Below are 23831 nucleotides of genomic sequence, written 5' to 3'. Positions count from 1 at the left end.
CTCAATTATGAAATACGTTTTTTCCTGAATACCGCCAGCAGCACGTAAGCCAACGCCCAGGCCAGCACGCCAGCTATTGCCGCCAGCGTAATACTGCCGGTCACGTACTGGAACAGGTTCTGCTTCATGGCGGCTATGCTCAGGTTTTTACTGAACAGCACCCAGGTAGCGTCTTCCTGCACATACATGCGGCCGGTCAAAAAGCTGAGGTACACAATAATGGGTATCATGGGCGGAATGCTGATATTGGCCGCAATGATCACCAGCGCCTTGTTGAGCCGCATCAGCGCCGCCAGCACCAGCGCCGTCAGCATCTGGAAACCCCAGATGGGCACTATGCCCATAAATACCCCGAAGCCGATAGACAGCGCCTTGGTGGCATTGCTTTCTTCCGGTATCAGCAGCTGCTCCCGCAGCAATTGTTTCAAACCGCCTTTGGAAAACAGGAAACGGATGAAGTTGCGGGGGTGGATGTATAAAAATGCAATAGTGACCAGTACCGTATTCAGCACGCTGATGCGTGAAAAATCGCGGAACGGCCGGAAGTGTGACACCCTCTCCTCCGCGGGCGGGTAATACACCTGCACGGGTACCCATTCTATTTTGATGCCGCGCCAGGCGCTCTTCACCAGCACTTCAATCTCAAATTCGTATTTGGTGCAGATGAACCACATCTTCTTCATGGCATGGAGCGGGTACAGGCGGTAGCCAGATTGTGTATCAGGCCCCCGCAGCCCCGTTTCCACGTAAAACCAGAAGTTGGAGAACTTGTTGGCAAAGGTGTTTTTGCCGGGCATGTTCTCCTGCTCCAGGTTGCGCGCGCCTACGAGGATGGCGCGGGGCTTTTGCCGCACGGCATCGAAAAACGCCGGCAGGTCACTGGCAAAGTGCTGGCCGTCCGCATCTATGGTAATCACATAATCATACCCGTTCTCCTGCGCATACCGGAAGCCCCTGCGGAGGGCAATACCCTTGCCGCGGTTGGGCGCGTAAGCCACCACCCTCACCTCCGGGAACTCCGCCAGCACACTGGCCGTATGGTCTGTAGCGCCATCGTTCACCACTATCACATGGCTGGTATACTGCAGCACGTCACGCAATACGCCGCCCAGCGTACCGGCATTGTTGTACGTGGGTATAAGCACACAGATCTTCTGTATGCTGCACTGCTGGTCATATGGCGGCGCTTGTGTCATGACTGCCGGAAAAGCCCCTGGAATTTCAGGAAAACAGTGGCATCGTGCCTGATCACGGCATTGGCCTTATAGCCTTCCTCCGTTTCCGTGTAAGTAATTTCAACAGTTACCTGCGGTGTTTGCCGCGGGTCTATCATGTTCAGGAACTTCATGTTGGCGGCCTTTTTCACCACCAGCTTTTTACCGGAGGCGCCGCTTAACAGTTCCTGTATGGTTTGCATCATGCATACGCCCGGCACCACCGGCTGGTCAGGGAAGTGGCCCTTGAAAATATCATGGTCTGCGTTCCAGGCAATGGTGGTATGCACCGCCTGTTCTGCCGGCTGCTGCTGCGCAACAATGGTATAAAATTTTCCTGCTAACATTATTGATACACGCGTTGTGATGAAATATTGAATGTTACTTTTTTATGCTGCACCAGTATACTGTCTGGCAAGCCGTTCTTATACTCTTTCATGAACACCTCCACTACCGGCTGCCGCCCTCCGTTCTCCACCCGTACCAGCTCTTTGCAGCTCATATCAGTAATATAGTAGATCTGCCCTTTCTGCAGCGGGAAAGCGGTGTAGCGGTGCTGCCCGTCTGTTAACACGGTGGCGCCGGCCGGCGGCTGGCGCATGAGTATCATCTCAAAATCTTTCCGCAGCGTTTTCACCACGGCTTTTTTATCCATCTTCGGAAGCACGTAGTGTTTGGTGAAACTGCCGTTCTCCCCGAACTCGAAATCAAAAAACTTCAGGCCTGTTTCCGTCAGGAACACCACCCGCATGCTGCCGTTGTCCATCGGCTTGAACAAGAGCAGCCCGGAGAAATGATGTTGCAGCACGTCTACCTGCGTATTGTACAGCACGGTGGTATCAAACCGCGGGCGGAACGGCGCCAGGCAGTCCGCGCTGCCCTCCGCACGCTGCAAATGGCGGTAGGCGGAGCCGCAGGAGGCCAGCAGGCACAGCAAGGCAGGCAACAGGCTATTTAAGCGCAAACAGTTCATCTGGTATGGCTACGTTCACTTCTCTCTGTAAAAAGCTGATCACGGTATTGTCTCCAGAGCGCTCCTGCATGGTGATCCTGATCACGGCCAGGTCTTTTTTGTTGACCAGCAGCTCAATGCCGGAAAAAAAGTCTTTCATGCCCTTGGCTACCGGGGTCATCTGCAACAGGTAGTGCTGCGGGTTTTCCAGCACTTTGGCGGTGAAATCCTTGTTGCCCAGCACATTGCCCTGCACGCAGTCTGCTGTTATTTTGCTGATCTGCTCAAACAGTTTGTTACCGCTGGCGGAAATGTTTTTGTCCGTCCGTGCATCCTTGATGCGGAAGTTCTTTCCGTTGATCACCATCAGGTAATAGGTGGGCGATGCATATTCCATTCTCACCCTGTTCTCTTTCTTGAACCAGAACTTCCCTTTGCTCACCACTTTTTCAGACAGCATGCTCAGGTTCTTCTCCTGCACAAAATCACTTTTGATGGTTTGGGTCTGCTGCGCGGCCTTTGTGAACTGCTGTTTGAACAGCTCCATATTGGCCACGGGCGTAAAACCCTTTTGCGCCGCGGCTTGCAGCGCCAGTATTAAACAACATCCTAAAAATATCCATCTACGCATAAGCCGGTATGTTTAACAGTTCATCTATTCTTTTGATGGCAAACCCTTCCCGCTTCAGCTGTTTGATGAGGGCGGGCAGAATTTTCACCGTGGCCGCAGCCGTATCGTGAAAAAGGAAAATATCTCCCGCAGCTATCTTGCGGGTCACTTTTTCAAACAGCTTGTCTTCTTCCTTGATCACCGTATCCAGCGAGCGGATGCTCCAGCCCACCGGCGTGTAACCGGCAGCCTTTACCGCGCGGGCCAGCATGGGGTTGGTAACCCCGTACGGCGGGCGGAACAACATGGGCTGAACGCCGGCGGCGCTTGTTATGGCGCGGTTGGCCTTTTGCAGGTCATCCTTCATTTTAGATACAGGGTAAAGGTCAAACAGGGTGTGGTGGGAGTAGCTGTGGTTGCCGATGAGGTGCCCTTCTTCCTGCGCCCGCCTCACCAAACCGGGCGCTTCCTCCACGCGCCGCCCAATGCAGAAAAAAGCGGCGGGCACCTGGTGCTCCTTCAGAATGTCCAGTATCTGCGGGGTGAAGCTGTCAACCGGCCCGTCGTCAAAAGACAAGGCCACGGCCTTTTCTGTGGCGGGGGCTTTGCACAGCACCTTCATGTAATAATTGGAATCTACGCGTATAGCGCCCCAGGCGTCTGCACCCAGTTTGAGCAGCAGCACGGGCACCAGCGCTTCCCAGAGGCTGAAGCCCAGCAAAAGCAACATGCCTGCTACGGCAATACTGATGTATATGACCACCCAGTACCTCAGCATGCCGTTAATAATATGAGTGAATGATGGGTGGTATGCTGGTGGTTCCAGATCAGCACCCGTTTCAGCGCGGCAGGGGCATTGCCTTTGAACATGGCTGCCGCCGGTACCTGCCCGGTATGCAAGGCCTGTACGGCCATCCACATCCCGAAGGCCGCGGCCGTCGGGTATTCCCCGCAGAGGTGTTTGAAGGCGGCCACGGGCTGCCGGGCAAACAGGGTGCCTTCTATATTTTCGTAATAAGCGTCTCCATGCGCATCACCGTTTCTGCCGGTGAGCAGCAGGTCTACATCTGCCGGCTGCAGGCCGTGGCGCTGCAGGAACTGGCTGATATGCGCGGCGGTTTCTTCCACAGACGCGGGGCGGTAGATCATTTCAACGCCCGTCAGCTCCGCTTTGGACTGTGCGTTCTTTTCAGCGCCCAGCACAAAAAACGCGGCGCCTTCTCCGGCCACGGTGCCGGGCGTACCGGAGCGCAGCAGCTGCTGCGTATGCGCATTTTTATACAGCCCGAAGCGGGAAAGGATGGTGTGGGAATATTCCGTGATCTCATCCAGCGCGCCGGCCAGTATGTTGCGCGCGGGGTTTTCCTGCAGGAAAAGCAGGCTGTCCTGCAAGGCGTTTTCCAGGGAAAAAGCGCCGTGTACAAATGTATTGTTGTAGCCATGGCAGCCCAGCATCAGCGCTATCTGCCCGGCCACGGTGTTGTGTGTGCTTTGAATAAAAGCGGTGGGGGTGAGCATGTCTTCCTGCTGGGTAACCAGCTTGTTCAGGAACACGCCGGTATCTGCCAGGCAGCCGTAGGCCGTGCCGGTAATGATGGCGTCAGGCATGGCCAGCCCGGCATCCTGCAGGCTGATGTGAGAAGCGCCCACGCCCATTTTGATGACCCGGCCCATGCGGCGGATCTGCTTTATGTCTATCCACTGCTTGTAATCAGGGTCGGCAACGGGCAGGCGGTTGCCTTCGTATTCCCGTATGGTGGCGGGAAATACGGTGCTATCCTGTGCGGATATACTGCCTGTGCCTTGTATGAATGCTTTCATATTAAAATGTAAAAGAGAAAAACTTGCGTTCCTCCCTTTTGCTTGACTACTTTTTTTATGTTCCTCCCTACTTCGAAAACACCAGGCTTGAACAATTTCCCCCAAACCCGAATGAGTTGGACATCACATGCCGCAGCGCGTTACCCCGTGAAAAGGTGATTACCGGCGCAAAGGGCAGCTCTTTCATGCGTGTGGTGAACTGCGCGTTCGGGTAAATGATGCCTTGCTGCAGGGCATAGGCGGAAAATACTGCCTCAATGCCGCCGCTGGCGCCCAGCGTATGCCCGGTAAAACTTTTGGTGGAGCTTACCGGCGGGTATTGCCCGTCAAACAAACGTACAATGGCCAGGCCTTCCGAACTGTCATTGTTTTGCGTGCCCGTGCCGTGCAGGTTGATGTAGCCGATGTCTGCAGGCTGCAGCCCGGCCATGTTCAGCGCGCCCTGCATGGCTATAAAATTACCGGTGCCTTCCGGTGAGGAGGCGGTTTGATGGTAGGCGTCATTAGCATTGGCAAAACCGCTGAGCCTGCACCAGGTGGCGGTTTGCTCCGCCAGGCGCTCAGACACCAGCACCACGTACCCCGCGCCTTCTCCCAGGTTGAGGCCGGTGCGCGTATCGTCAAAGGGCCGGCATTTCTGCTGGTCCAGTATCATGAGCGTGTTGAAGCCGTTCAGTGTAAAACGGGTGAGGGCGTCTGTGCCGCCGGCTATCACCGCGTCCAGCATACCGGCGCGTATCATGCGGGCGCCGTACATCAGCGCGTTGGCGCCGGAAGAGCAGGCGGTGCTGATGGTGCTTACGTGGCGGCGGACGCCCAGCGCGTCAGCTACCAGTTCCGTAATGCTGCCGCACTCGTGGTGCACCACTTCGCGGAGGCGGCCGGTGGTATTGTCCTGGAGGAAGGCCTCCATAAAATGCTCCGTTTTGTCCATGCCGCCTACGGTGTTGGCAGATACCAGGCCTACCCTGTAATGGGCAATGGGCCCCAGGCCGGTGCTGTTCCAGGCGGCCTTTGCGGCTATCATGCTGAGCAGGGCGGTCCTGCTCCAGTGGGCGGGCATGCCGGCCATGGCGGCCAGCTCTTCATTGCCTGCCTTTACTTCGGCTACGGGAAAAGTGCTGGCGTGTGCAGAGCGCAGGTGCTGCATGGCGCCCATGCCCGGCTGCATTTTTTCAAATGCGTCCAGGCAATGCGCCAGGTTGAGGCCTATGCCGCAAATTACTTCGCCGCCTGCTATCCACACCTGCTCACTCATCCCTGTTTACTTTTTTCTGCGGTGATATATTCCGCCATGGTGCGTACGGAATAAAAAATTTCCGGGCCGTCTTCCGGGTTGGCAATGCGTATGTTGTGATGCTGCTGCAGCAGTACTATCAGCTCCAGCGCGTCAATGGAATCAAGCCCCAGGCCTTCTTTGAACAAGGGCTGGTCATTTCCGATGTCTTCCGGTTTTACTTCCTGCAAATTCAACTGCTGAATGATCTGTACTTTCAGATCTGCCATCAACTTTTCCATATAATTATCTGTACAATTTTTCTACTTCGTTGGCCGTAAACGGCAGCGAACCGTTGCGCGGCTGCTTTTCTACCAGGAACAGCGCCGCATCGTGCCCGCTGTGGTACTGTTCCACCCAGCCGCAAACGGCCGCCTGCAGCGTACCCTCGTTCAGCAGCTGCTGCACGTAGCCCGTCATGAAAGGAATGTCAAAAGCATCTGCCACAAAAAAGGCGTTCTCTCCTTTGAATTTGTGGCGTATGCTGATCTCCCCTATCACAATGTTGGGCAGGGTGTATACGAACAACGCCGGACTGGCTATCTCCTTCATCGTTTCCGCGTACCGCTCGTCCGTATCCAGGCTGCTGCTGGTGTTGGCCAGTATCACGCCGGTGTCTTCCGGCGCGTATTGCTCCATGGGCACTTCCTGCAATAGTATTTCCGTAGCGGCCCAGCCCAGCTTGCTGAGCAGGTCCATTTTATGGAATTTGGGATACTGCCCGCTGTAACGGTCATACAGGCTGCGCAAAAACTCCGGCAGCGTTTCTCCCGGCGGCGCTTCATATGCACGCACGCCGTTTTTCACCACGGTATTGCCGCGGACGATGCAGGATGCGTTGATATAGGCGCTGACGTTACTCAAGCCGGTGAATTTAGTTTATCTGTTACTTCAATGAGCCTGGCCAGGCGTTTCAGCCCCTCTTCGTGATTTTGCACGTACGGGTTGCTCTGGTCCCACACATACCCTGCCAAAACGGAACATATCTGCCGTTTGATGACCGGGTCCGGGTTTTTGCTGAAGAAAATAGTGTCCAGCGTACCTTCGTACCAGGCCAGCACGTAGGAACGGAATACGTTCACGCCCTGCATGGTGGGCTCCATATAATCTTTCTCCCAGTTCACTTCCCCGCCCTGCAGCTTCTTCACCACCAGGTTGGCCGCCTTCTGGGCGGATACAGTGGCCAAAGTTACGCCGGATGAGAAAATAGGGTCTAAAAATTCTGTTACGTTGCCGGTGAGCACAAAACCGTCTCCGTAAAACCGGTCTGTGGTGGCAGACCAGGCTTCCAGCACTCTCGGCTCAAACACCAGCTCCACGTCCCTGAAACGCTCACGGGTATGGGGTTCCGCTTCCAGCATGGCGCGGAACTGCTCTTCGTTGGAACCGGAAAACTGGCCGTGGAAGGTGTGGTCTCCCACAAAACCCACGGAGGTAACGCCGGTGGAAAAGGGAATGATCCATATCCACACGCCTTTCTGGTGCACCACGGCGGTGATGCGGTTAGGCTCGTCTGCCATCGCGCGGCGTACATCGTTGGTATGCGCAAAGAGCGCCTTGCGCGGCTGCAGCACGGAGGGTTTATCCAGCCCGAAGAGCTTGGGAATAACGCGCCCGTAACCGCTGCCGTCTACTATAAAACGGGCTTCTATCTGCTTTTTATTGCCGTGAATGTCTTCCACGGTGGTTACAGAATCGGAGCCAAAGAATTTGATGTCTGTTACGGTTGTTTCATATTCCACCGGCACGCCCATTTTCTCTACGGTGTCTGCCAGGGTTTTGTCGAAGTCTGCACGGGGCACCTGCCACGTCCAGGTCCAGCCGGGGGTGTGCTGGTCTTCAAAGGTGAAGTCGCAAATTTTGCCGTTCTTGACAAACTTGGCACCGGTTTTTTTCTGGAAACCACGGGCGGCCACGGCCTCAATGAAGCCGGCTTCCGTGAGTGCGTCCATGCAACGGGGCAGCAGGCTTTCCCCTATCACAAAGCGGGGAAATTTCTGTTTCTCCACAACCTTTACCTTATAGCCGGCTTTGTTGATTATGGACGCGGCAACCGTTCCGGAGGGGCCGGCGCCTATTACGAGTACATCCACCTTTTCAGTTTGCATATGTTTTGGGATTTTGAATGATTTATTATGCTTTTACACATCTCAGCAAGGTATAGCTCAGCCCCACGTCATTGTTTTCCAGCACTACTTCCAGGCCGGCGGCGCGGATGCAGCTGAAGAAATCATCGGTATGGTACATCTGGCTGTTGCCGTTGGCAATGGCCGTGAAGTACAGCGAAGTTTGCTGCAGGCAGAAGGCGGCAGACTTGAACTGCTGCCGGTCCCAGAAAGGCTCCAGTATAAAAATGCTGCCGCCGTCATTCAGCGCTTCGCGGCAGCGCCGCAGAATGCTGATGATCTCCGCTTCGGAGAAGCAGTCCAGGAACTGGCTCATCCATATCACGTCATACCCCTGCGCAAAAGGCTGGCTTTCGTCCAGTATGTTGGTGATGTAAAAATCTATGCGGTGCTGCAGGCCGGCTTCTTCAATATTCTTTTTGGCCACGTTCACCTGCGCGGGCAGGTCTACAATAGTTACCTGCACGTCAGGGTCATAATTGGCGCAGGCCATAGACCATTTGCCGGTGTTGCCGCCAATGTCCAGCAGCTTTTTCGGTTTCTGCTCAAATACAATGGGCAATACGGCCGGGAAAGCGAGGTCTGAATAATAGTGGTCAAAGTTGAACCAGCTGGTGCGGGCCGGCTCCGGCAGCAGGGAAAGGCCGGGGTAAATGGTTTCCCAGGTACCCAGCTCCTGGAGGCCGCGGGGCTTGCCTTCCACCAGGCTGTCTTGCAGGTGGTACATGGCCTTGTAGCAAACATCTGCGGAAAAGTCCATGTTGATGCGGGTCAGCCGGTCGTTCAGGATAAAGAACCCAGTTTTGGTGAGCGTATATCTTTTATTGTTGACAATCAGCATTTCGAGGCCCAGGCCTGCTTCCAGCAGCACGCGGGCGGAATAGCGGGAGAGCTGTACCTTGTCCAGAATTTCTTCTATGGTAACACCCTGGGTACCGCTGTCTGCCACTACTTTCAGAATGCCCAGGTCACGCAGGGCTTTGGAGGCCTGGAAGGCAATAGGGGCAAATGCCAGCCAGAGGGCCTGTTCCTTGGCCTGCAGCGCGGTTTTTGTTTCCTTGGTAAAAAAATTCATTTGCGGTATGCGTTTTTAAAAATGATTTACAAATTGATCTTGCTGAACACCATGGCGGCGTTGCACCCGCCAAAACCGGAAGTGGTTTTGAGGTAGTGCTCCATGGGGCGCTGCTGCGGCTGGCCGCTCACCGCCAGCGGAAGGCTGGTGCCCGGCTGCTGAAAACCGGCCGTGGCCGGCACTATGCCCTCAAACATGCAGTGCATGCCCACAATGGCTTCAATGAGGCCGGCCGCACCCAGGGTGTGGCCGTAATAACCTTTGAGGCTGTTCACCGGCGTTTGCTGCAAGCCGGCCAGGTGAAAGGCCTTGGCCTCCATCTCGTCATTATACAGCGTAGCCGTGCCGTGGGCGGATACAAAGCCGATGTTCTCCGGCTGCAGGCCGCTGCCGGCCACCGCTCTGCGGATGGCGCCCGCCAGCTCCTCACCGGTACGGGAGGGGCCTGAAATATGATTGGCATCGTTGCAGGAGGCGCCTTCGCCAAGGCGGGCCACCGTGCCTGCGAGTGATGTTGTCTGACTGGTCAGCACCACTGTGCCGGCCCCTTCTCCCAGTGTAACGCCTTTACGGGCGGCGTCAAAAGGGCGGCAAGGCTCGTCGCTTACGGCCTGGAAAGACTGGAAGCCGGAGAGCACAAATGGGGTGAACAGGTCTGCGCCGCATACCACCGCGTGGTCGAACTTGCCGGAGCGGATGAGGCGCTGGCCTATGAGAATGGCCAGCAGCCCGGATATACAGGCGTTGCTGACCACCAGGGGTTTGCTTTTTGCACCAAAGTAAGCGGCCACTTTTTCCGCCGTGTTGTGCAGGCGGAGGGTGGGCACATCTCCTTCTTCCAGCAGGGCAATGTTGCCCTTGGTGGTAGATACAATGAACGCCGTGCGCTCGTTTTGCAGGCTGATGTGCGTGCGGGAAAGGGCGTCTTTCACACTCAGTATCAGCAGCTGTTCAAACCGGGTATAGGCATGGAGCTGCGCGGCATCTGCCAGGGGCTCCACGGTACCGGGGGGCATTACCGCCCCAAACCAGCCGCCGGGCTGGCGGCTGATACCGCTGGCGCCTTTCAGCACCTGCTCAACGTTTGAACGGGTGGTAACGCCCAGCGGCGAAATAATGTTATCGGCAGCTGCAAATACGTCCATCATTCCACTCCCCACTGTTTTTTCCATGCCGCAAAAAAGGCGGGTATGGTCAGTTGTAACATAGAAGCCTCCTTGTCCAGGAACACCTGCACTGATGCGCCGGTACATACTACTTCCTGCGTGGCCTTGTTGTACAGGGTGTACTCAAAGCGGATCTTGGCGGCTTCCGTATTCACGTACCTGGTTTCTATCACCACCGTATCCCCGTAGCGCAGGGGCTTTTTGTAATTGCACTCCACGTTCACTACCGGCACGGTAAACCCGTGGTCAAAAATATCCAGGTAACGCAACCTGTATTTAGCGCCGAAAGACTCACGCCCGTCTTCAAAATACCGGATATAGTGGCCGTGCCATACTATACCCAGGGGATCTGCTTCGTTGAACCGGATGACTACCTCCGCACTGTCGCTCAATACAGGTTGCATGTATTATTTTAAAGTTTGATCAAATTACCCGCCGTAGGTAGATTTCCACTCGGTGTATTTCTTCTTCTCAATGGCATCTATCATTTTCTTGATACCGGTGAGGTACACGTTGGTATAACCGAAGCCCATGCCCAGGCCGCCTTCCACGCGTTCTGTGAAGAGCACCTTTTTGGCTTTCATATCTACCAGGGTTACGTAACCGGATATTTCCTTCTTGGTTTTGTTCATACCGTCCATTACGATCAGGATGCCGATGCCGCTTTTGCCGGCAAAGTCAAAACCTTTCACGAGAGCGGCCACGTCTTCAGGCTTCATGGCCTGGTAATCATCAGAGTTGTCTGACTTTACATTGTCAGGGTCTATTTTAGCGTTGCGTTTGTTCACGGGGCCTATGTCTGTAGACACTTCTTCCCTTCTGAACGCGCCGGCAATGTCAAATTTCTTGGCTTCGTTCACCACTTTCTGATTGATATTGGGGTAGTGGTTGTCAATGATCTCGTCCACTTTGGCGGCTGCGTCACCTACAATACGGGCTTTGGTAAAGTCGAGGCCCAGGTAGGTAAGCTTCACTGACCTGTCGAACACGTCTTTGGCGGTTTGTGCGCTGGCGGCTGAAACACTTACTACCAGTGCCAGCAGGGGCATTACGATTTTCTTCATTGTATTGTTTATTTTGATTGGGAAACAAAAATTTTCATATCGCACTGCGCCATTATTCTCCCCTCCTGCCTTACGGCCCCATGTACCACGGTGGCGTTGAACACTTCGTGTTCTATCACTATCTCCGTTTCCAGGCTGCTGCCGGCTGCGGGCAGCTCCAGTACTTCCAGGTTCTGGATAGCGCCAATGAAACCCAGGGGCACCGGCGTGTTGTTCTTTTTGGCCAGGTAGCCGATACGCGCGGCGGCGGTTTGGGCAATGTTCTCCACCAGGCCGGGAGCCTGCAGCAGGCCGTCTTCCACAAACACGTTATCCGCAGCAATATCAAAACCGGTGCGGATATTCTTCTCCCCTGCCTCCAGCAGGCGGCTGATCATCACTATGGGAGGGCGTTGCGGAATGTACTCCGTAATATGTTCTGTATTGATCATGTTGTTATGCATATCAGTCCTTAGACCAGAAATCGTAATAATTGAACCACTGCAGGGGATACTGCTTCACTTTTTTTTCCATCACCTGCACAAAATCCGCCATTGACTGCTCCAGGCCGCCCTGTTTGGCGCCGGGGTACACCTTTGGCGGCGTGGCGTACAAATGATAATGGGTGGCGGTTTCCTTGAATGCGAATACAAATGAAACCGGCACCCTGAACGTGGCGGCCAGCAGAAAAGGCCCCATGGGAAAGCGGGCCGCTTCTCCCAGGAAAGGCATTTCCATGGTTTTGTTCCCTTCCAGGAAACGGTCCGCATGCATGCACACCAGCTCACGCTTGCTCAAAGCGTCGTGGATGGCGTAAATATGCGACAAATCGTCCTTTAAAACAATGACATTTACATTCCGCCCACCCGTTACGCCGGCCAGGTAACTTTTGATGCGCTCATGCTCCCCGTCAAACATCACGATGTTGATGCGTGTGTTCAGGCGGGTGAACAGGTGGCCGGCCACTTCCCAGTTGCCCAGGTGCGCGCTCAGCATAATACCACCATGCTGCCCTGATACCAGGCCATGCAGGTTTTCCTCCCCGTCAAACTCGAAGGTGAAACGGTTCGGTATATTTCCCATCACCACAATTTTGTCTATCAGCGTTTGCCCGAACACGTAATAGTTACGGTAAACGCTAAACAGCGCTTGCATGCGGGGCTGGCCAATCTTATAGCGAAAATACTGAAATATGGACCGGGTAGAGCGCCAGGAGAACAGGCAGTAGTAGCACACAACAAAACCCAGGAGAAAATAAGCGGGCCGCACTCCTCCATACCGCAATACACCAATAAAGATCCTGTACCCCAGCTTATTTCCTTTGGACTTACCCTGCCAGGAAGGCATTATACCAACTCTTTTTGTTTAACACGGGCAATTACGTAATCATAGAAATCCTGGAAGGTAATGATACCCTGGAAGTCTTCCGGCTTCACTTTAAAACCGAAGTTACTTTCAATGGCCACCACCAGGTCTATATAGTCCAGGCTATCCAGCTCCAGGGTAGACTTCAGGTCTCCCCCGGGGGTTATGCTTTCCGGAGCAACCTCAAATTCCTCCGCTAAAAAAGCATTCGTTTTTTTGATAATCTCGTTAATGTCCATAAATAGTGTGTTCCAGATATAGGTTGATTAGCAAATACAGCACGCTCCGTTTTCCTCTGATGGGGCTTGCTCCGGCAAAATTATACAAAATCCTTTACAGGATGCTCATATAAGGATTTACTGCCATTTCCTTACAATCAATGAGGAATTTGTACCCCCAAAGCCAAAGGAATTAGACAAAAATATATTAAAGTTTTTATTAATTGTACTGCTGATGATATTTAATTTGGCGGAATCCTCATCGGGGTTCTCAAAATTAATATTGGGGGCAATAAAATCGTGCTGCATCATCAGCATGGAGTAAACGATCTCGCTGGCGCCGGCCATCCAGCACTCGTGGCCCGTCATGCTTTTGGTGGAGCTGACGGGGGTTTGGGCCTCACCGAACACTTCATGAATGGCCCTGGCCTCGCTGGCGTCTCCCGCCGGGGTGGAGGTGGCGTGGGCGTTGATGTAGCCTATTTCGGCAGCCTGCAGGCCGGCCTCTTTCAGGGCCATTTCCAGGGAGCGGCGGGGGCCCTCCACGCTGGGGTTACTGATGTGGGCGCCGTTGCTGGAGAAACCGTAGCCCAACACTTCTCCCAAAATGGGCGCGCCGCGGCGCTGTGCTGATTCAAGGCTTTCCAGTATCACCGTGGCCGCGCCGCCGCTGGGCACCAGCCCGTCACGGTCACGGTCAAAGGGGCGGGAAGCTTTGGCGGGCTCGTTTTCCCGCACGGAAAAAGCGGCAATAGCGTCAAAGTTGCCCATGGCGTATTTATTCACTTCCTGCGCGCCGCCGCAGATCACGGCGTCTTGCAGGCCGTTGCGGATGAACATGTACCCCAGGCCAATGGCATGGCTGCCGCTGGCGCAGGCCGCGCTCACGCTGAAGTTTACGCCCTTCAGCTTGAAAATGGTGGCCAGGTTCATGTTCACGGTAGAGTTCATGGTCTGGAACACGGAGCCGGAGCCTACCAGCATGGTATCTCCCTTTTCGCGGATGATGTCTGTTGCTTCTATGGTGGGCCGGGCGGAACTGTCGTTCCCGAAGAGCAGCCCTACCTCCCGGCTGTCCAGGTAATCCTGGTCCATGCGGGCGTTGGCCAGCGCTTCGCGGGTAGACATATAGGCATATTCCGCCTGCTCCGGCATCATGAGCCGGGCGCGGCGGTCCAGCAGGCCCTTCAGCTCGGGCCGGGGCAATGCGCCCGTAAGCCCGGAGCGGTAGCCGAACTGTTTGCGCTCCTCATCCAGCACAATACCGGAACGGCCGCGGAACAGGGATTCCCGTACCTCTTCCAGGTCTTTGCCAATGCAGGAGTAAATACCTATGCCTGTAATCACTACTCTGTTCATGTGCTTATAAACTTGTTTACCGCTAATTTGGATGCGGGCCAAACAATAATTGTAACGTTGTTTCGGGGAATGACCCCTATTTTATACATCAGGAATAAAGGCCGCCATTGATGTTCAGCACCTCGCCGGTGATGTAGGAAGCGCCTTTTGACGCAAAAAAGGCCACCGCTTCCGCCACTTCTTCCGCCGTGCCGAAGCGCTGCATGGGCACCATGGCAGACAGCTCTTTTTCCGGCAGCCCCTCCGTCATGTCTGTTCTGATAAAACCGGGCGCAATGGCGTTCACGGTTACGTTCCGCTTGGCCACTTCCTGCGCCAGCGCCTTGGTAGCGCCTATCAGGCCCGCCTTGGCGGCACTGTAGTTCACCTGCCCCGGCGTGCCTTTCAGGCCGGAGAGAGACACCATGTTGATGATGCGGCCGTAGCGCTTCAGCAACATGCCGGTGAGCACCTGCTTGGTAACGTAGAAAAATCCGTCAAGACTGGATTCCAGCACGCCTTTCCATTTTTCGGCGCTCATCTGGAACATCATCATATCTTCCCTGATGCCGGCATTGTTCACCAGCACCTCGATCTGTTTGTCTTTATTGGCTTCCAGCCAGGCGCCCAGCACCTGCTGCACTTCTTCTTCCCTGCCTACATTGAACTGCAGCAGGACGCCGTCTGCCCCTTTCGCCCTTACGGCGGCCAGCGTTTCTTCCGCCGCGGCCGTATTGCCTTTGTAATTGATCAGGATGTGGTACCCCTGCTCCGCCAGTTTAACGCATACCGCCCTGCCGATGCCGCGGGAACCGCCTGTTATCAATGCACATCGTATCATCTTTCGTTATTTGTTCTTTTCGTTTGCCCGCCAATTTACTGCACGGAACTTTTCTGCCGTTTGCCGGTTTTGGGCTCCGTTACCACAGAGGGTTCATGGCGCATCAGGTAAGCCTTTATCTGCTGTACGTCTGCATACCGGGGAGCGTCATCTATAAATTTAGGGAAAATAGCCCGCACATCCTGGTAGATCCTGCGGGAGAAGCCGGAGAGCCTGTCCTGGCAGTTGAGGTAATCTACCGCCTGCAGCAGGGTCATGATCTGTACCGTGAGCACTTCAAACGTGTTCTCTATTACCTTGTAGGTCATTTGCGCGGCGTTGCAGCCCATGCTCACAATGTCCTGGTTATCGTTATTGTTGGGAATGCTGTGGATGTACATGGGGAAGCTCAGCGTCTGGTTCTCCGCCACGGTAGAGGTGGCGGTGAACTGCACGCCCTGCATGCCGAAGTTGAAGCCCAGCTTGCCCAGGTTCATGAAGGGCGGGAACTTGTGGTTCAGCTTGTCGTTCAGCAGGTAGTTGAGCTGGCGCTCGCTGAGCATGGACAGCTTGGTCATGGCAATTTTCACCTTGTCCATTTCCAGGGAAATATAGTCCCCGTGGAAGTTGCCGCCATGGTACACGTTTTTGTGATGGTGGTCTACCACCGGGTTATCGCTCACGGAGTTCAGCTCTCCCACCACAATGGTTTCCGCATGGGCCAGGGTATCATAAATAGGCCCCAGTATCTGCGGTACGCAGCGCAGGGAGTAATATTCCTGCACCTTGTCTTTGAATATCTCTTCTTCCAGCTCTTTGTACAGGTGGTCTGGCCGGTGGCGGATCATCTTGCTGCCTTTGAGCATGGCGCGCATCAGCTCCGCAATGGCGTTCTGGCCGGCGTGTTTTTTCACGATGTTCAGCTCATAGCTGAGGTGGTCATCAAACGCTTCCACCACTTCGTTGATCATGGCGGAAAGGGCGCAGCTCCACATCAGCAGCTTGCGGGCCTCAATGATGTTCACCAGGGCAATGCCCGTCATGGCGGAAGTGCCGTTGATAACGGCCAGCCCTTCCCGCACGTGTACCTGCATGGGCTTGAGGCCCAGCTGTTTGTACACTTCCGCGGCGGGGCGTATCTCTTCTTCGTACAGCACGTGGCCTTCGCCAATGAGGGCATGGGCCAGGTGGGCCAGCTGCACCAGGTCTCCGCTGGCGCCTACGCCGCCGTGCTCGTATATGCAGGGGTAAATGTTATGGTTGATCAGGTCACGCAGCAGGTACACCACGTCTTTATGCACGCCGGAGTGGGCCTGCATGAAGCTGCTGAGGCGGGCAATCATGAGGCTTTTGGTGAGCACCGGCGCCAGGCACTTGCCGGCCCCGCTGCTGTGGCTGCGGATGAGGTTATACTGAAGTTGAAAAGTGTCTTCTTCGGAAATGCGGTATTGCGCCATCGGGCCAAAACCGGTGTTAATGCCGTAAATAAGCTTTTTTGCGGAAAATTGTTTCAGAAACCTGAAGTTCTCGTTCACCTGCTCTACAGCAGCTTCGTCCAGCACCAGCTCCTCGCCTTCAAACAGCACCCGATGCACTTCTTCCAGGGAAAGCATCTTACTTCCTAGTACGACCATTATGTTAGATTAAATTATTTGTTTATATAAAAAAGTGCCCAAAGTTAGTATAAAAACCTTAAAACGCCACCCGTTGGCATACAGGCAGCGTTCTCCGGTGTAAAAGTATTACTCTTCGGCTATATTTTCAGGGGGCGTAACCAATATTTTATCTATGCGGTGAGCGTCCATGTCTACGATCTCGAAGGTAAAATTGCGCCATTCCAGCTTTTCACCTGTTTGGGGAATATGTTCCAAGTGATGGAGGATGAAGCCGGCCAGGGTGTCAAATTCCTGCTCAAATTCCGCCATCAGGTCTTCCATGTCAAATTCGCTGAGGAAATCATAAAACGGTATCTGCGCGTCTATAAGGTAGCTGCCGTCTTCCCGTTTCACCATGTTGTAGTCATCCTGCCCGGTTTCCGGCATGTCTCCCACAATGGCCTCCAGGATGTCATTCAGGGTGATCATGCCCAGGAAGGTGCCGTACTCGTCTACAATGAACGCGGCGTGTATCTGGGTTTCCTTGAACTTTTCCAGTACCTGGTAGGCGGTATTGTTGTCCGGGATGAAAAGGGGTTTCTTCATCACGTCTTTCAGCACGGCCAGGTTGCCGGCCGCGTACAGGTCTTTGATGGTGAGAATGCCCTTGATGTGGTCTATCTGCCCCTCGCATACCGGGTATACGGAGTGGGGGGAAGCCTTGATCTTGCGTTTGTAGCTCTCTCCTTCTTCCGTAACGTCCAGCCATACAATATCTGTACGGTGGGTCATGAGGGAAGTGATGTTGCGGTCTCCCAGGTGGAAAACGCGTTCAATGATCTCCTGCTCGGTTTCTTCTATGGCGCCGGAAGAGGTGCCTTCACTGATGATGGCCTTGATCTCTTCTTCCGTTACATTGCTTTCCGAAGTGCGTTTCAGCCCGGAAATACGTACCAGCACGTTGGTAGAACGGCTTAACAGCCATACAAAGGGAAAGGTGATGCGGGAAAGGAGGTGCATGGGCTGGGCCAGCGCTTTGGCTATCTTTTCGGGATTGGCCAGGCCGATGCGTTTCGGGAACAGCTCACCCAGTACCAGGGTGAGGTAGGTGATCACAATTACCAGCAGGGCGGTAGCAATGCCGTTGCTGTAGGGCGCCAGTAAAGGAATGGTGCTGATATACCCCCTTACGTCTTCCTTCAATTGTTCTCCGGAGTACAAACCCGTTAAGATACCGATGAGCGTAATGCCGATCTGCACCGTAGAGAGGAACGTATCCGGGTTGTTAGACAGTTTCAGTGCTGCTTTGGCTTTTTCGTCCCCTTGCCTGGCTGCGTTTTCCAACCGCACTTTGCGGGCGGACACCAAGGCTATCTCCGCCATTGAGAAGATACCGTTGAGCAAAATAAGGACGAGGATAATGACGACTTCCATAATTATAAGCCTAAAAATAAAAAATTATTCAAATATCAGCGTAACAAATGCCAAAGCGATGCCTGCGGCAATGGCGGTTATTTTCCTGCGGCTCAGCTCGTGGTGTTTGGTGCCGCTTTCATAGAAAATGGTGGTGGAAATGTGCAGGAAGGCCCCTATTACCAGCGCCACCAGGTACACGAGTGAATCCGTCACCACGTGGAATTGCTGGCCCAGCGTAGCGGCCAATATGGCTGATAAGGGAGTGATAATGGAAAAGATCAGGAGGATGCGCCACAGCTGCGCCTTGCTTTGATGGGCATGCATCATCACGGTGATGAGCGTGAGCGCTTCGGGCACCTTGTGGGCCATCACCCCCAGCATGAGGGAAGGCAGGGCGGATTTGTCTTCATAATGAAAACCCAGCGGTATGCCCTCCATAAAAGCATGAATGGAAAGGCCGATGAGCAGCGGCATTACGGCTACGTGATGATGGTTGCCGCCGGGCAGGTGGGTATGCCCGTGCTCCATGCCGTGGCTGAGCTGCTGCAGGAACACCTGCAAAAAGAAGCCCAGCACTATGTAAATACCGGCGGAGTGCCCCAGCTCGTGGTACACTTCCGGCAGCAGGTGCATGATAGTGATGCCGAAAAGGAAAGCGCCGGTGAATGCCAGCAGGTAAATAGGCAGGTTGGGATGTACCCGTTTGACCAGCATGGGAATCATGCCCCCGCCGATGGTTGCGGCCAGTATGAGTATCAGGTATGTAAAGTTCATGTTGTTTTGTCCAGTTCCAGTCTGATCCTTCTTTGAAAAAATCCGCCGCTCAGCAACCCGGCCAGCATACCCAGCAATGCGCCGCCCACCACGTCAAGCGGGTAGTGCACGCCCACGTACACCTGGGAGTAGCAGATCACGGCTGCCCAAAGGAAAAACAGCCAGGCCCACTTCCCTATCCGTGGCCTTAAAGTTATGAAAGAAAACATTGCAAGGCCAAAATGGTTGGCGGCATGGGAGGAGGTAAAGCTGCCGCTTTGCGGGCAGTAGTTCACCAGCACCCTTACGTATGGGGCAATGAGAGGATCGCGGCAGGGCCGCAGGCGCGCCACGGCGTCTTTAAAGAACATGCTGGCCTGGTCTGTAATGGCAAAGGTGACAATAAAGAGCACGATCCAGAAAAAGCCGCGCCAGCCGAAGTTGTAGATCACAAAAATGGCGAGGAACAGGTACAGCGGCGCCCAGAGATAGGGCTCCCGCAGCCAGGGCAGCAGAAAATCGAGGAAGCCGTTGTTCCATTTGCCGTTGATATAAAAGAACAGCTTGAGGTCCCAGGTCAGCAGGTTTTCCATTAGCCTTTCGGTTTTTGCGCAATGAGCACCAGCCTCGGAGAATGCTGCCGGTCAAACGCGTTAAAATGATAGTCCCCGAAAACATCGGTGATCTGCAGCCCCTGTTTGGCGAACATCTCTTCAAAATCTTCCCGCGTAAAGGCGCTCACGCTCTCCGTGTATTCGCTGCGCAGCAGCTGCTTTTTGTCGAGTATATTGATCTGTTTGAGAAATTTGCCTTTGTCCATTTCCCTCCTGATGTCGAACACCACGTTATCTTTTTCCTTCACTTCGTCCACCACCAGGTGGGCGGCTACGTATACGCTGTTGAGGTAGTCCAGCACCAGCCGGCCGCCGGGCTTCAGCGCGTTGGCCAGGGTACGCAGCGCGTTCTCGTTCTCATGCCGTGTTTCGAAGTAACCGAAGCTGGTGAAGAAGTTGAACACCACATCAAAATAGTTGATGCGGAAAGGCAGCCGCATATCATGCTGGAAAAAGCTGAGGTGATCGTTCTCCAGCTTGCGGGCCGCGGCAATGCTCTCTTCGGAGAGGTCTATGCCGGTTACGTTAAAACCTTTGTCTGCCAGGTACCTGGCATGGCGGCCCCTGCCGCAGGCTACATCCAGCATGGCAGCGCCGGGGGCGGGGTGCAGGTAATCCACCAGCTTGTCAATAAATGATGCCGCCTCCTTCTCGTCCCTGTTGCTGTACAGCAGGTGATAATAAGGAGAATTGAACCAGTCTTTGAACCATTGTTTCGCAACTTCCATCTCGCTATTGCTTCTTGTTATTGAACATCAAATATCGGGCGCTTTCATAAAACCCGCGCGTTAAGTTATCCATTTGGCGTGACAGTTCGGGGTTTTGATGCTGTACGTTCTTCTGGGCGTCTGCCCCCAGGTCATACAGCCCCGCTGCACCGGTTTTGGAATCTATTTCGTAAAGATACTGCCCGTTAACGGCGGCTATATAGCCGTTAAGGCCCCGCACGTACTGGATGAACGCAAAGCGCTGCGCGGCCCCGGTGGTATCCAGCAGGCTTTTGCCCAGGGTGTAGTTGGTGTAGGGCACGCCGGTCATTTCAGCCACGGTGGGGTACACGTCCAGCAGGCTGCCCGCGGTTTCCACCTGCCGGGGCGCCATGGTTTTGGGGTTATAGATGATGCAGGGCACGTGCGTGACGTAGGTGGCCATCTCGAACTCCGGGTAGGGCATGAAGTTATATGCGTCCAGCCGGGCGCTGTGGTCTCCGAAAAACACAAAAATGGTATTGTCCAGGTAACCTGATCTTTTTGCCAGCTGCATGAGGTGGCCCACGTTATAGTCCAGGTAACGGAGGGCGTTGAACTGGTCTATGTTCACAAAGCCGGAAGCCTTCAGCTGCTTCATGTCTACGTCTTTGGCGGTGAGGCGTTTGAAGTCTCCCGCCCCGCTGGTAGTGGTATAGGGCTCGTGGTTATCTGCTGTTTGCAGGAAGGCGATGAACGGCTTTTTACTGTCATGCGCCTTTTTGAATATCTCGTCTGCTTCAGTGATCAGGTCATAGTCCGCCACGCCCCACACGTCAGCCTTGGGGGCCTTGAAGTAGCCTTCTTCAAAGATCTGCAGGCCTTCCACGTTGTTGGTGAACACAGCGCGGATGTTGGCCCAGTTGGTATTGCCGCCCAGGAGGTAATATTTTTCATAGCCCCTGAACTGGTCCATGATCACCCGCTGGTCTATAATGGCCGGGTGGCGGGAGGCGGTTTTGACCTTCACCACGTCAGGCAGGCCGGTGGTAACGCCAAATACGGTGCGGGCGGTGCTCATGGCGGGCACGTAAAAATTGCGGTACAGCGCCCCGCTGTCTGCCAGCCGCTGCAGGTTGGGCGTAGCCTGCATAGGGTTGCCGAACATGCTGGTCATGGAGGCCCCCACGCTTTCCAGCATCACTATGATCACGTTCTGCCGCGGTCTGGAGCTGTCTCCCGGAAAGCTGCGCGCAAAGTGGAGGGCTTGCGCATCCGGCTGGTCTACCCCCAGGTACCCGGCCATGTAAGGGTAATATTTGCGGGTGGCGGTTTCGTCAAAGGTGTCTGCCTGCAGGTTCATGTTGGAAACGAAGTGCAGCACAGGGTTGAGGGCCAGGCTGGTCACCGCGTTATCCCGCGTGAACATGGCCTGGCTCCAGCGCAGGGGGAACCAGGCAAAGTTGCCGTAAATGCCGGCGCCAAACAGCAGTACCAGCACCATCACCCAGCCGGCGTAGCCCCAGGGGCGCACGGGCGTGCCTTCCTTGCCGGCATAACGCCGGTAAATGCTCCGGTAAGAGAAACGCACAAAGGCCATGAGCAAAATAATGCCCAGCCCTCCCCACACCACGGGGTAACTTTCCCACATCATGCGCGCATTGGTAGCTCTTTCCCCTGCGGCCAGGAAACGGGTCACCGACGGCTCCAGCCGCAGGCCCAGGTAGCTGTAATGCCCCAGGTCTACCACATAAAAGAGGGTCAGCACCAGGTATACTGTGAAAAAATACCAGAAGTTGAGCCGCCGCAACGCGCCGGTGCCAAACAGCCTGTCTCGCGCAATAACGGCCAGCAGGCCCACGGGTATCATGATAATGAGCGCCAGCCGCATATCGAACTTCAGGCCCAGGTACCAGGCCCTGGCTATTACGCCCGGTTCTTTAATGGTGCTGGAAAAGAAGAAGAGGAAGAAGATCAGCCTGAAAAGCACCAGGAAACAAAACAGGTATAAGGTTTGCATGAATATATACCGTATGTACCTGGGAATGCGAGACCAAATATGACCCATTATATTCTCTTAAAATTTTATACGTAGCTGCAAATATAGTCTAATTGCCGCAACAAGCGGTTTGAAGCATGAACATGTAAATTAACAGATTGATTAAAGATTGAATCGATTATCTTTGCCTTCCTAAAAAAATCCAACAATTGTGGCACTGATCAAATCAATTTCTGGTATTCGTGGAACAATCGGCGGCAGGCCGGGAGAAGGTTTGTCTCCGCTGGACGTGGTAAAGTTCACCGCCGCGTATGGTACATGGCTGTTGCGGCAGAACGCTGACAACAAAAAGGTAGTAATAGGGCGTGACGGGCGCATATCCGGAGAAATGGTGAAGAACCTGGTGGTATCTACGCTCAACGGCCTCGGCATAGACGTGGTAGACCTGGACCTCAGCACCACGCCTACTGTGGAAATAGCCGTGAAAATGGAGCAGGCCGCCGGCGGCATCATTCTCACCGCCAGCCACAACCCCAGGGAATGGAACGCGCTGAAGCTGCTGAACGCGGAAGGCGAGTTCATTTCCGGCACAGACGGCGCGGAAGTGCTGGAGCTGGCCGCCAATGAAGACTTTGTATTTGCAGACGTGAACAAGCTGGGCGCTTACCGCCGTGACGATTCTTACCTGCAGAAACATATAGACCTGGTGGTGAACTACCCGCTGGTAGACGTGAAAGCCATCAAGGCCTGCAATTTCAAGGTAGTGGTAGACGCCGTAAACTCTACCGGCGCCATTTACGTGCCCGCGCTGCTGAAAGCCCTGGGCGTAAAGGAAGTGGAAGTGCTCTTCGGGGAAGTGAACGGCAAGTTCTCCCACAACCCGGAACCCCTCCCGGAAAACCTCACCGCGCTCTCCAATGAAGTGAACAAGTCTGAAGCAGACTTCGGCATTGCCGTAGACCCTGACGTAGACCGCCTCTGCTTTGTATGTGAAGACGGCAGCATGTTCGGGGAAGAATATACCCTGGTGGCCGTGGCAGACTATGTGCTCAAACACCGCAAGGGCAATACCGTTTCCAACCTCAGCTCCACCCAGGCGCTGAAAGATATTACCCTCAGGAACGGGGGCGAGTACCACCCCTCCGCCGTTGGCGAAGTGAACGTGGTGAACAGGATGAAAGCCGTAAACGCCGTTATAGGCGGCGAAGGCAACGGCGGCATTATTGTGCCTGACCTGCACTACGGCCGTGATGCCCTCATCGGCATCGGCCTCTTCCTCAGCCACCTGGCCCAGAGCAAAAAGAAGATGAAAGCGCTGCGCAATTCCTACCCCGACTATTTTATTTCCAAGAATAAAATTGAGCTGGACAAAGGCATTGACGTAAAGACCATTTTCGAGAAGATCAAGGGCAAGTACAAAAAGCAGCCGCAGAACACGGAAGACGGCCTCAAGATCGAGTTCGACAAAGACTGGGTGCACCTGCGCACCTCCAATACGGAGCCCATCATCCGCATCTATGCTGAAAGCCACAACGAAACCACGGCAGACAACATAGCCCGGAAGATCATGCAGGATATCAAGGAATTTATTTAACTTTACTGCAGCTTATAAAGGCCCGGCCCGGAAGTACGTTACTTTCGGGCCGGGCCTTTTTTTATGATACTATATTAACAGTTGTCCTGAAGGTACCTCAAGCGAACGTGAAGCGAAGGAGAAGCGAAGGAGAAGCAAAAATGAGAAGTG

General features: G+C 54.4%; 26 protein-coding genes. 1 reads left to right on the top strand and 25 read right to left on the bottom strand.

Translation table 11 applies throughout. From position 1 onward, the window contains the following. Positions 1-5: 5 nt before the first annotated feature. The 25 genes from ABDW36_RS10540 to ABDW36_RS10420 form a co-directional block, all read right to left on the bottom strand. Positions 6-1196 (bottom strand): DUF2062 domain-containing protein, encoded by a 1191-nt coding sequence (locus tag ABDW36_RS10540; RefSeq protein WP_343701858.1) that lies wholly within the window; start codon positions 1194-1196, stop codon positions 6-8. Continuing rightward, positions 1193-1561 carry a 3-hydroxyacyl-ACP dehydratase gene (locus ABDW36_RS10535; RefSeq protein ID WP_343701857.1) on the bottom strand — a complete coding sequence of 123 codons (369 nt, stop codon included), beginning with the start codon at positions 1559-1561 and terminating at the stop codon, positions 1193-1195. The genes ABDW36_RS10540 and ABDW36_RS10535 overlap by 4 nt, the downstream gene beginning before the upstream one ends. After that, positions 1561-2178, bottom strand: coding sequence for a hypothetical protein (locus ABDW36_RS10530; protein WP_343701856.1), 618 nt, complete (start codon positions 2176-2178; stop codon positions 1561-1563). The genes ABDW36_RS10535 and ABDW36_RS10530 overlap by 1 nt, the downstream gene beginning before the upstream one ends. Beyond that, positions 2165-2797, bottom strand: coding sequence for an outer membrane lipoprotein carrier protein LolA (locus ABDW36_RS10525; RefSeq protein ID WP_343701855.1), 633 nt, complete (start codon positions 2795-2797; stop codon positions 2165-2167). Before ABDW36_RS10525 ends, ABDW36_RS10530 begins: the two co-directional genes overlap by 14 nt. Further along, a complete protein-coding gene (locus tag ABDW36_RS10520) occupies positions 2790-3554 on the bottom strand; it encodes a polysaccharide deacetylase family protein (RefSeq protein WP_343701854.1) in 765 nt (254 codons plus the stop codon). The genes ABDW36_RS10525 and ABDW36_RS10520 overlap by 8 nt, the downstream gene beginning before the upstream one ends. After that, entirely contained in the window at positions 3548-4597 is a 1050-nt protein-coding gene (locus ABDW36_RS10515) for a beta-ketoacyl synthase N-terminal-like domain-containing protein (RefSeq protein WP_343701853.1), read from the bottom strand. Before ABDW36_RS10515 ends, ABDW36_RS10520 begins: the two co-directional genes overlap by 7 nt. 67 nt (positions 4598-4664) lie before the next feature. Continuing rightward, a complete protein-coding gene (locus ABDW36_RS10510) occupies positions 4665-5855 on the bottom strand; it encodes a beta-ketoacyl-[acyl-carrier-protein] synthase family protein (protein WP_343701852.1) in 1191 nt (396 codons plus the stop codon). Then, positions 5852-6115, bottom strand: a complete 264-nt coding sequence (locus ABDW36_RS10505; protein WP_343701851.1) for a phosphopantetheine-binding protein — start codon at positions 6113-6115, stop codon at positions 5852-5854. Before ABDW36_RS10505 ends, ABDW36_RS10510 begins: the two co-directional genes overlap by 4 nt. A 4-nt stretch (positions 6116-6119) precedes the next feature. Continuing rightward, positions 6120-6737, bottom strand: a complete 618-nt coding sequence (locus ABDW36_RS10500) for a hypothetical protein (RefSeq protein WP_343701850.1) — start codon at positions 6735-6737, stop codon at positions 6120-6122. Then, positions 6734-7981 carry an NAD(P)/FAD-dependent oxidoreductase gene (locus tag ABDW36_RS10495; protein ID WP_343701849.1) on the bottom strand — a complete coding sequence of 416 codons (1248 nt, stop codon included), beginning with the start codon at positions 7979-7981 and terminating at the stop codon, positions 6734-6736. The genes ABDW36_RS10500 and ABDW36_RS10495 overlap by 4 nt, the downstream gene beginning before the upstream one ends. Before the next feature lie 25 nt (positions 7982-8006). Continuing rightward, positions 8007-9074, bottom strand: a complete 1068-nt coding sequence (locus tag ABDW36_RS10490) for a class I SAM-dependent methyltransferase (protein ID WP_343701848.1) — start codon at positions 9072-9074, stop codon at positions 8007-8009. 26 nt (positions 9075-9100) lie between these two features. Further along, positions 9101-10222: a beta-ketoacyl synthase N-terminal-like domain-containing protein gene (locus ABDW36_RS10485; RefSeq protein ID WP_343701847.1), complete on the bottom strand. Its 1122-nt coding sequence runs from the start codon at positions 10220-10222 to the stop codon at positions 9101-9103. Continuing rightward, complete coding sequence (locus ABDW36_RS10480; protein ID WP_343701846.1) at positions 10219-10644, bottom strand: acyl-CoA thioesterase; 426 nt, start codon at positions 10642-10644, stop codon at positions 10219-10221. Before ABDW36_RS10480 ends, ABDW36_RS10485 begins: the two co-directional genes overlap by 4 nt. Positions 10645-10668: 24 nt before the next feature. Continuing rightward, positions 10669-11304 (bottom strand): hypothetical protein, encoded by a 636-nt coding sequence (locus tag ABDW36_RS10475; protein WP_343701845.1) that lies wholly within the window; start codon positions 11302-11304, stop codon positions 10669-10671. A gap of 8 nt (positions 11305-11312) precedes the next feature. Beyond that, positions 11313-11735 (bottom strand): 3-hydroxyacyl-ACP dehydratase, encoded by a 423-nt coding sequence (locus tag ABDW36_RS10470; RefSeq protein WP_343701844.1) that lies wholly within the window; start codon positions 11733-11735, stop codon positions 11313-11315. A 13-nt stretch (positions 11736-11748) separates the two neighbouring features. After that, entirely contained in the window at positions 11749-12438 is a 690-nt protein-coding gene (locus ABDW36_RS10465) for a lipid A biosynthesis acyltransferase (RefSeq protein ID WP_343701843.1), read from the bottom strand. 191 nt (positions 12439-12629) lie between these two features. Beyond that, a complete protein-coding gene (locus ABDW36_RS10460) occupies positions 12630-12887 on the bottom strand; it encodes a phosphopantetheine-binding protein (protein WP_343701842.1) in 258 nt (85 codons plus the stop codon). 117 nt (positions 12888-13004) lie between these two features. After that, positions 13005-14225 (bottom strand): beta-ketoacyl-[acyl-carrier-protein] synthase family protein, encoded by a 1221-nt coding sequence (locus tag ABDW36_RS10455; protein WP_343701841.1) that lies wholly within the window; start codon positions 14223-14225, stop codon positions 13005-13007. 88 nt (positions 14226-14313) lie between these two features. Further along, positions 14314-15045: a 3-oxoacyl-ACP reductase FabG gene (gene fabG, locus ABDW36_RS10450; protein WP_343701840.1), complete on the bottom strand. Its 732-nt coding sequence runs from the start codon at positions 15043-15045 to the stop codon at positions 14314-14316. 35 nt (positions 15046-15080) lie between these two features. Continuing rightward, positions 15081-16658 (bottom strand): aromatic amino acid ammonia-lyase, encoded by a 1578-nt coding sequence (locus ABDW36_RS10445; RefSeq protein WP_343701839.1) that lies wholly within the window; start codon positions 16656-16658, stop codon positions 15081-15083. Positions 16659-16766: 108 nt separating this feature from the next. Continuing rightward, complete coding sequence (locus ABDW36_RS10440; protein ID WP_343701838.1) at positions 16767-18053, bottom strand: hemolysin family protein; 1287 nt, start codon at positions 18051-18053, stop codon at positions 16767-16769. Between the two features lie 24 nt (positions 18054-18077). Further along, positions 18078-18809, bottom strand: coding sequence for a ZIP family metal transporter (locus tag ABDW36_RS10435; protein ID WP_343701837.1), 732 nt, complete (start codon positions 18807-18809; stop codon positions 18078-18080). Beyond that, positions 18806-19381: a phosphatase PAP2 family protein gene (locus tag ABDW36_RS10430; RefSeq protein ID WP_343701836.1), complete on the bottom strand. Its 576-nt coding sequence runs from the start codon at positions 19379-19381 to the stop codon at positions 18806-18808. The genes ABDW36_RS10435 and ABDW36_RS10430 overlap by 4 nt, the downstream gene beginning before the upstream one ends. Further along, on the bottom strand, positions 19381-20130 hold the full coding sequence (locus ABDW36_RS10425; protein WP_343701835.1) for a methyltransferase domain-containing protein: 750 nt from the start codon (positions 20128-20130) through the stop codon (positions 19381-19383). The genes ABDW36_RS10430 and ABDW36_RS10425 overlap by 1 nt, the downstream gene beginning before the upstream one ends. 4 nt (positions 20131-20134) lie before the next feature. Then, the gene (locus ABDW36_RS10420; protein WP_343701834.1) at positions 20135-22108 is read right to left on the bottom strand and encodes a sulfatase-like hydrolase/transferase; all 1974 of its coding nucleotides are present in this window, start codon (positions 22106-22108) and stop codon (positions 20135-20137) included. 190 nt (positions 22109-22298) lie between these two features. Here ABDW36_RS10420 and glmM point away from each other — a divergent pair, with 190 nt between their 5' ends. Next, on the top strand, positions 22299-23681 hold the full coding sequence (glmM, locus tag ABDW36_RS10415) for a phosphoglucosamine mutase (protein WP_343701833.1): 1383 nt from the start codon (positions 22299-22301) through the stop codon (positions 23679-23681). The last annotated feature ends 150 nt before the right edge of the window (positions 23682-23831 follow it).

Source organism: Chitinophaga sp. (genome assembly GCF_039596455.1).
In the GTDB taxonomy this organism is placed as follows: domain Bacteria; phylum Bacteroidota; class Bacteroidia; order Chitinophagales; family Chitinophagaceae; genus Chitinophaga.
Note: the sequence above shows the minus strand (reverse complement) of the source record. Positions and strands in the feature narration are given on the sequence as shown.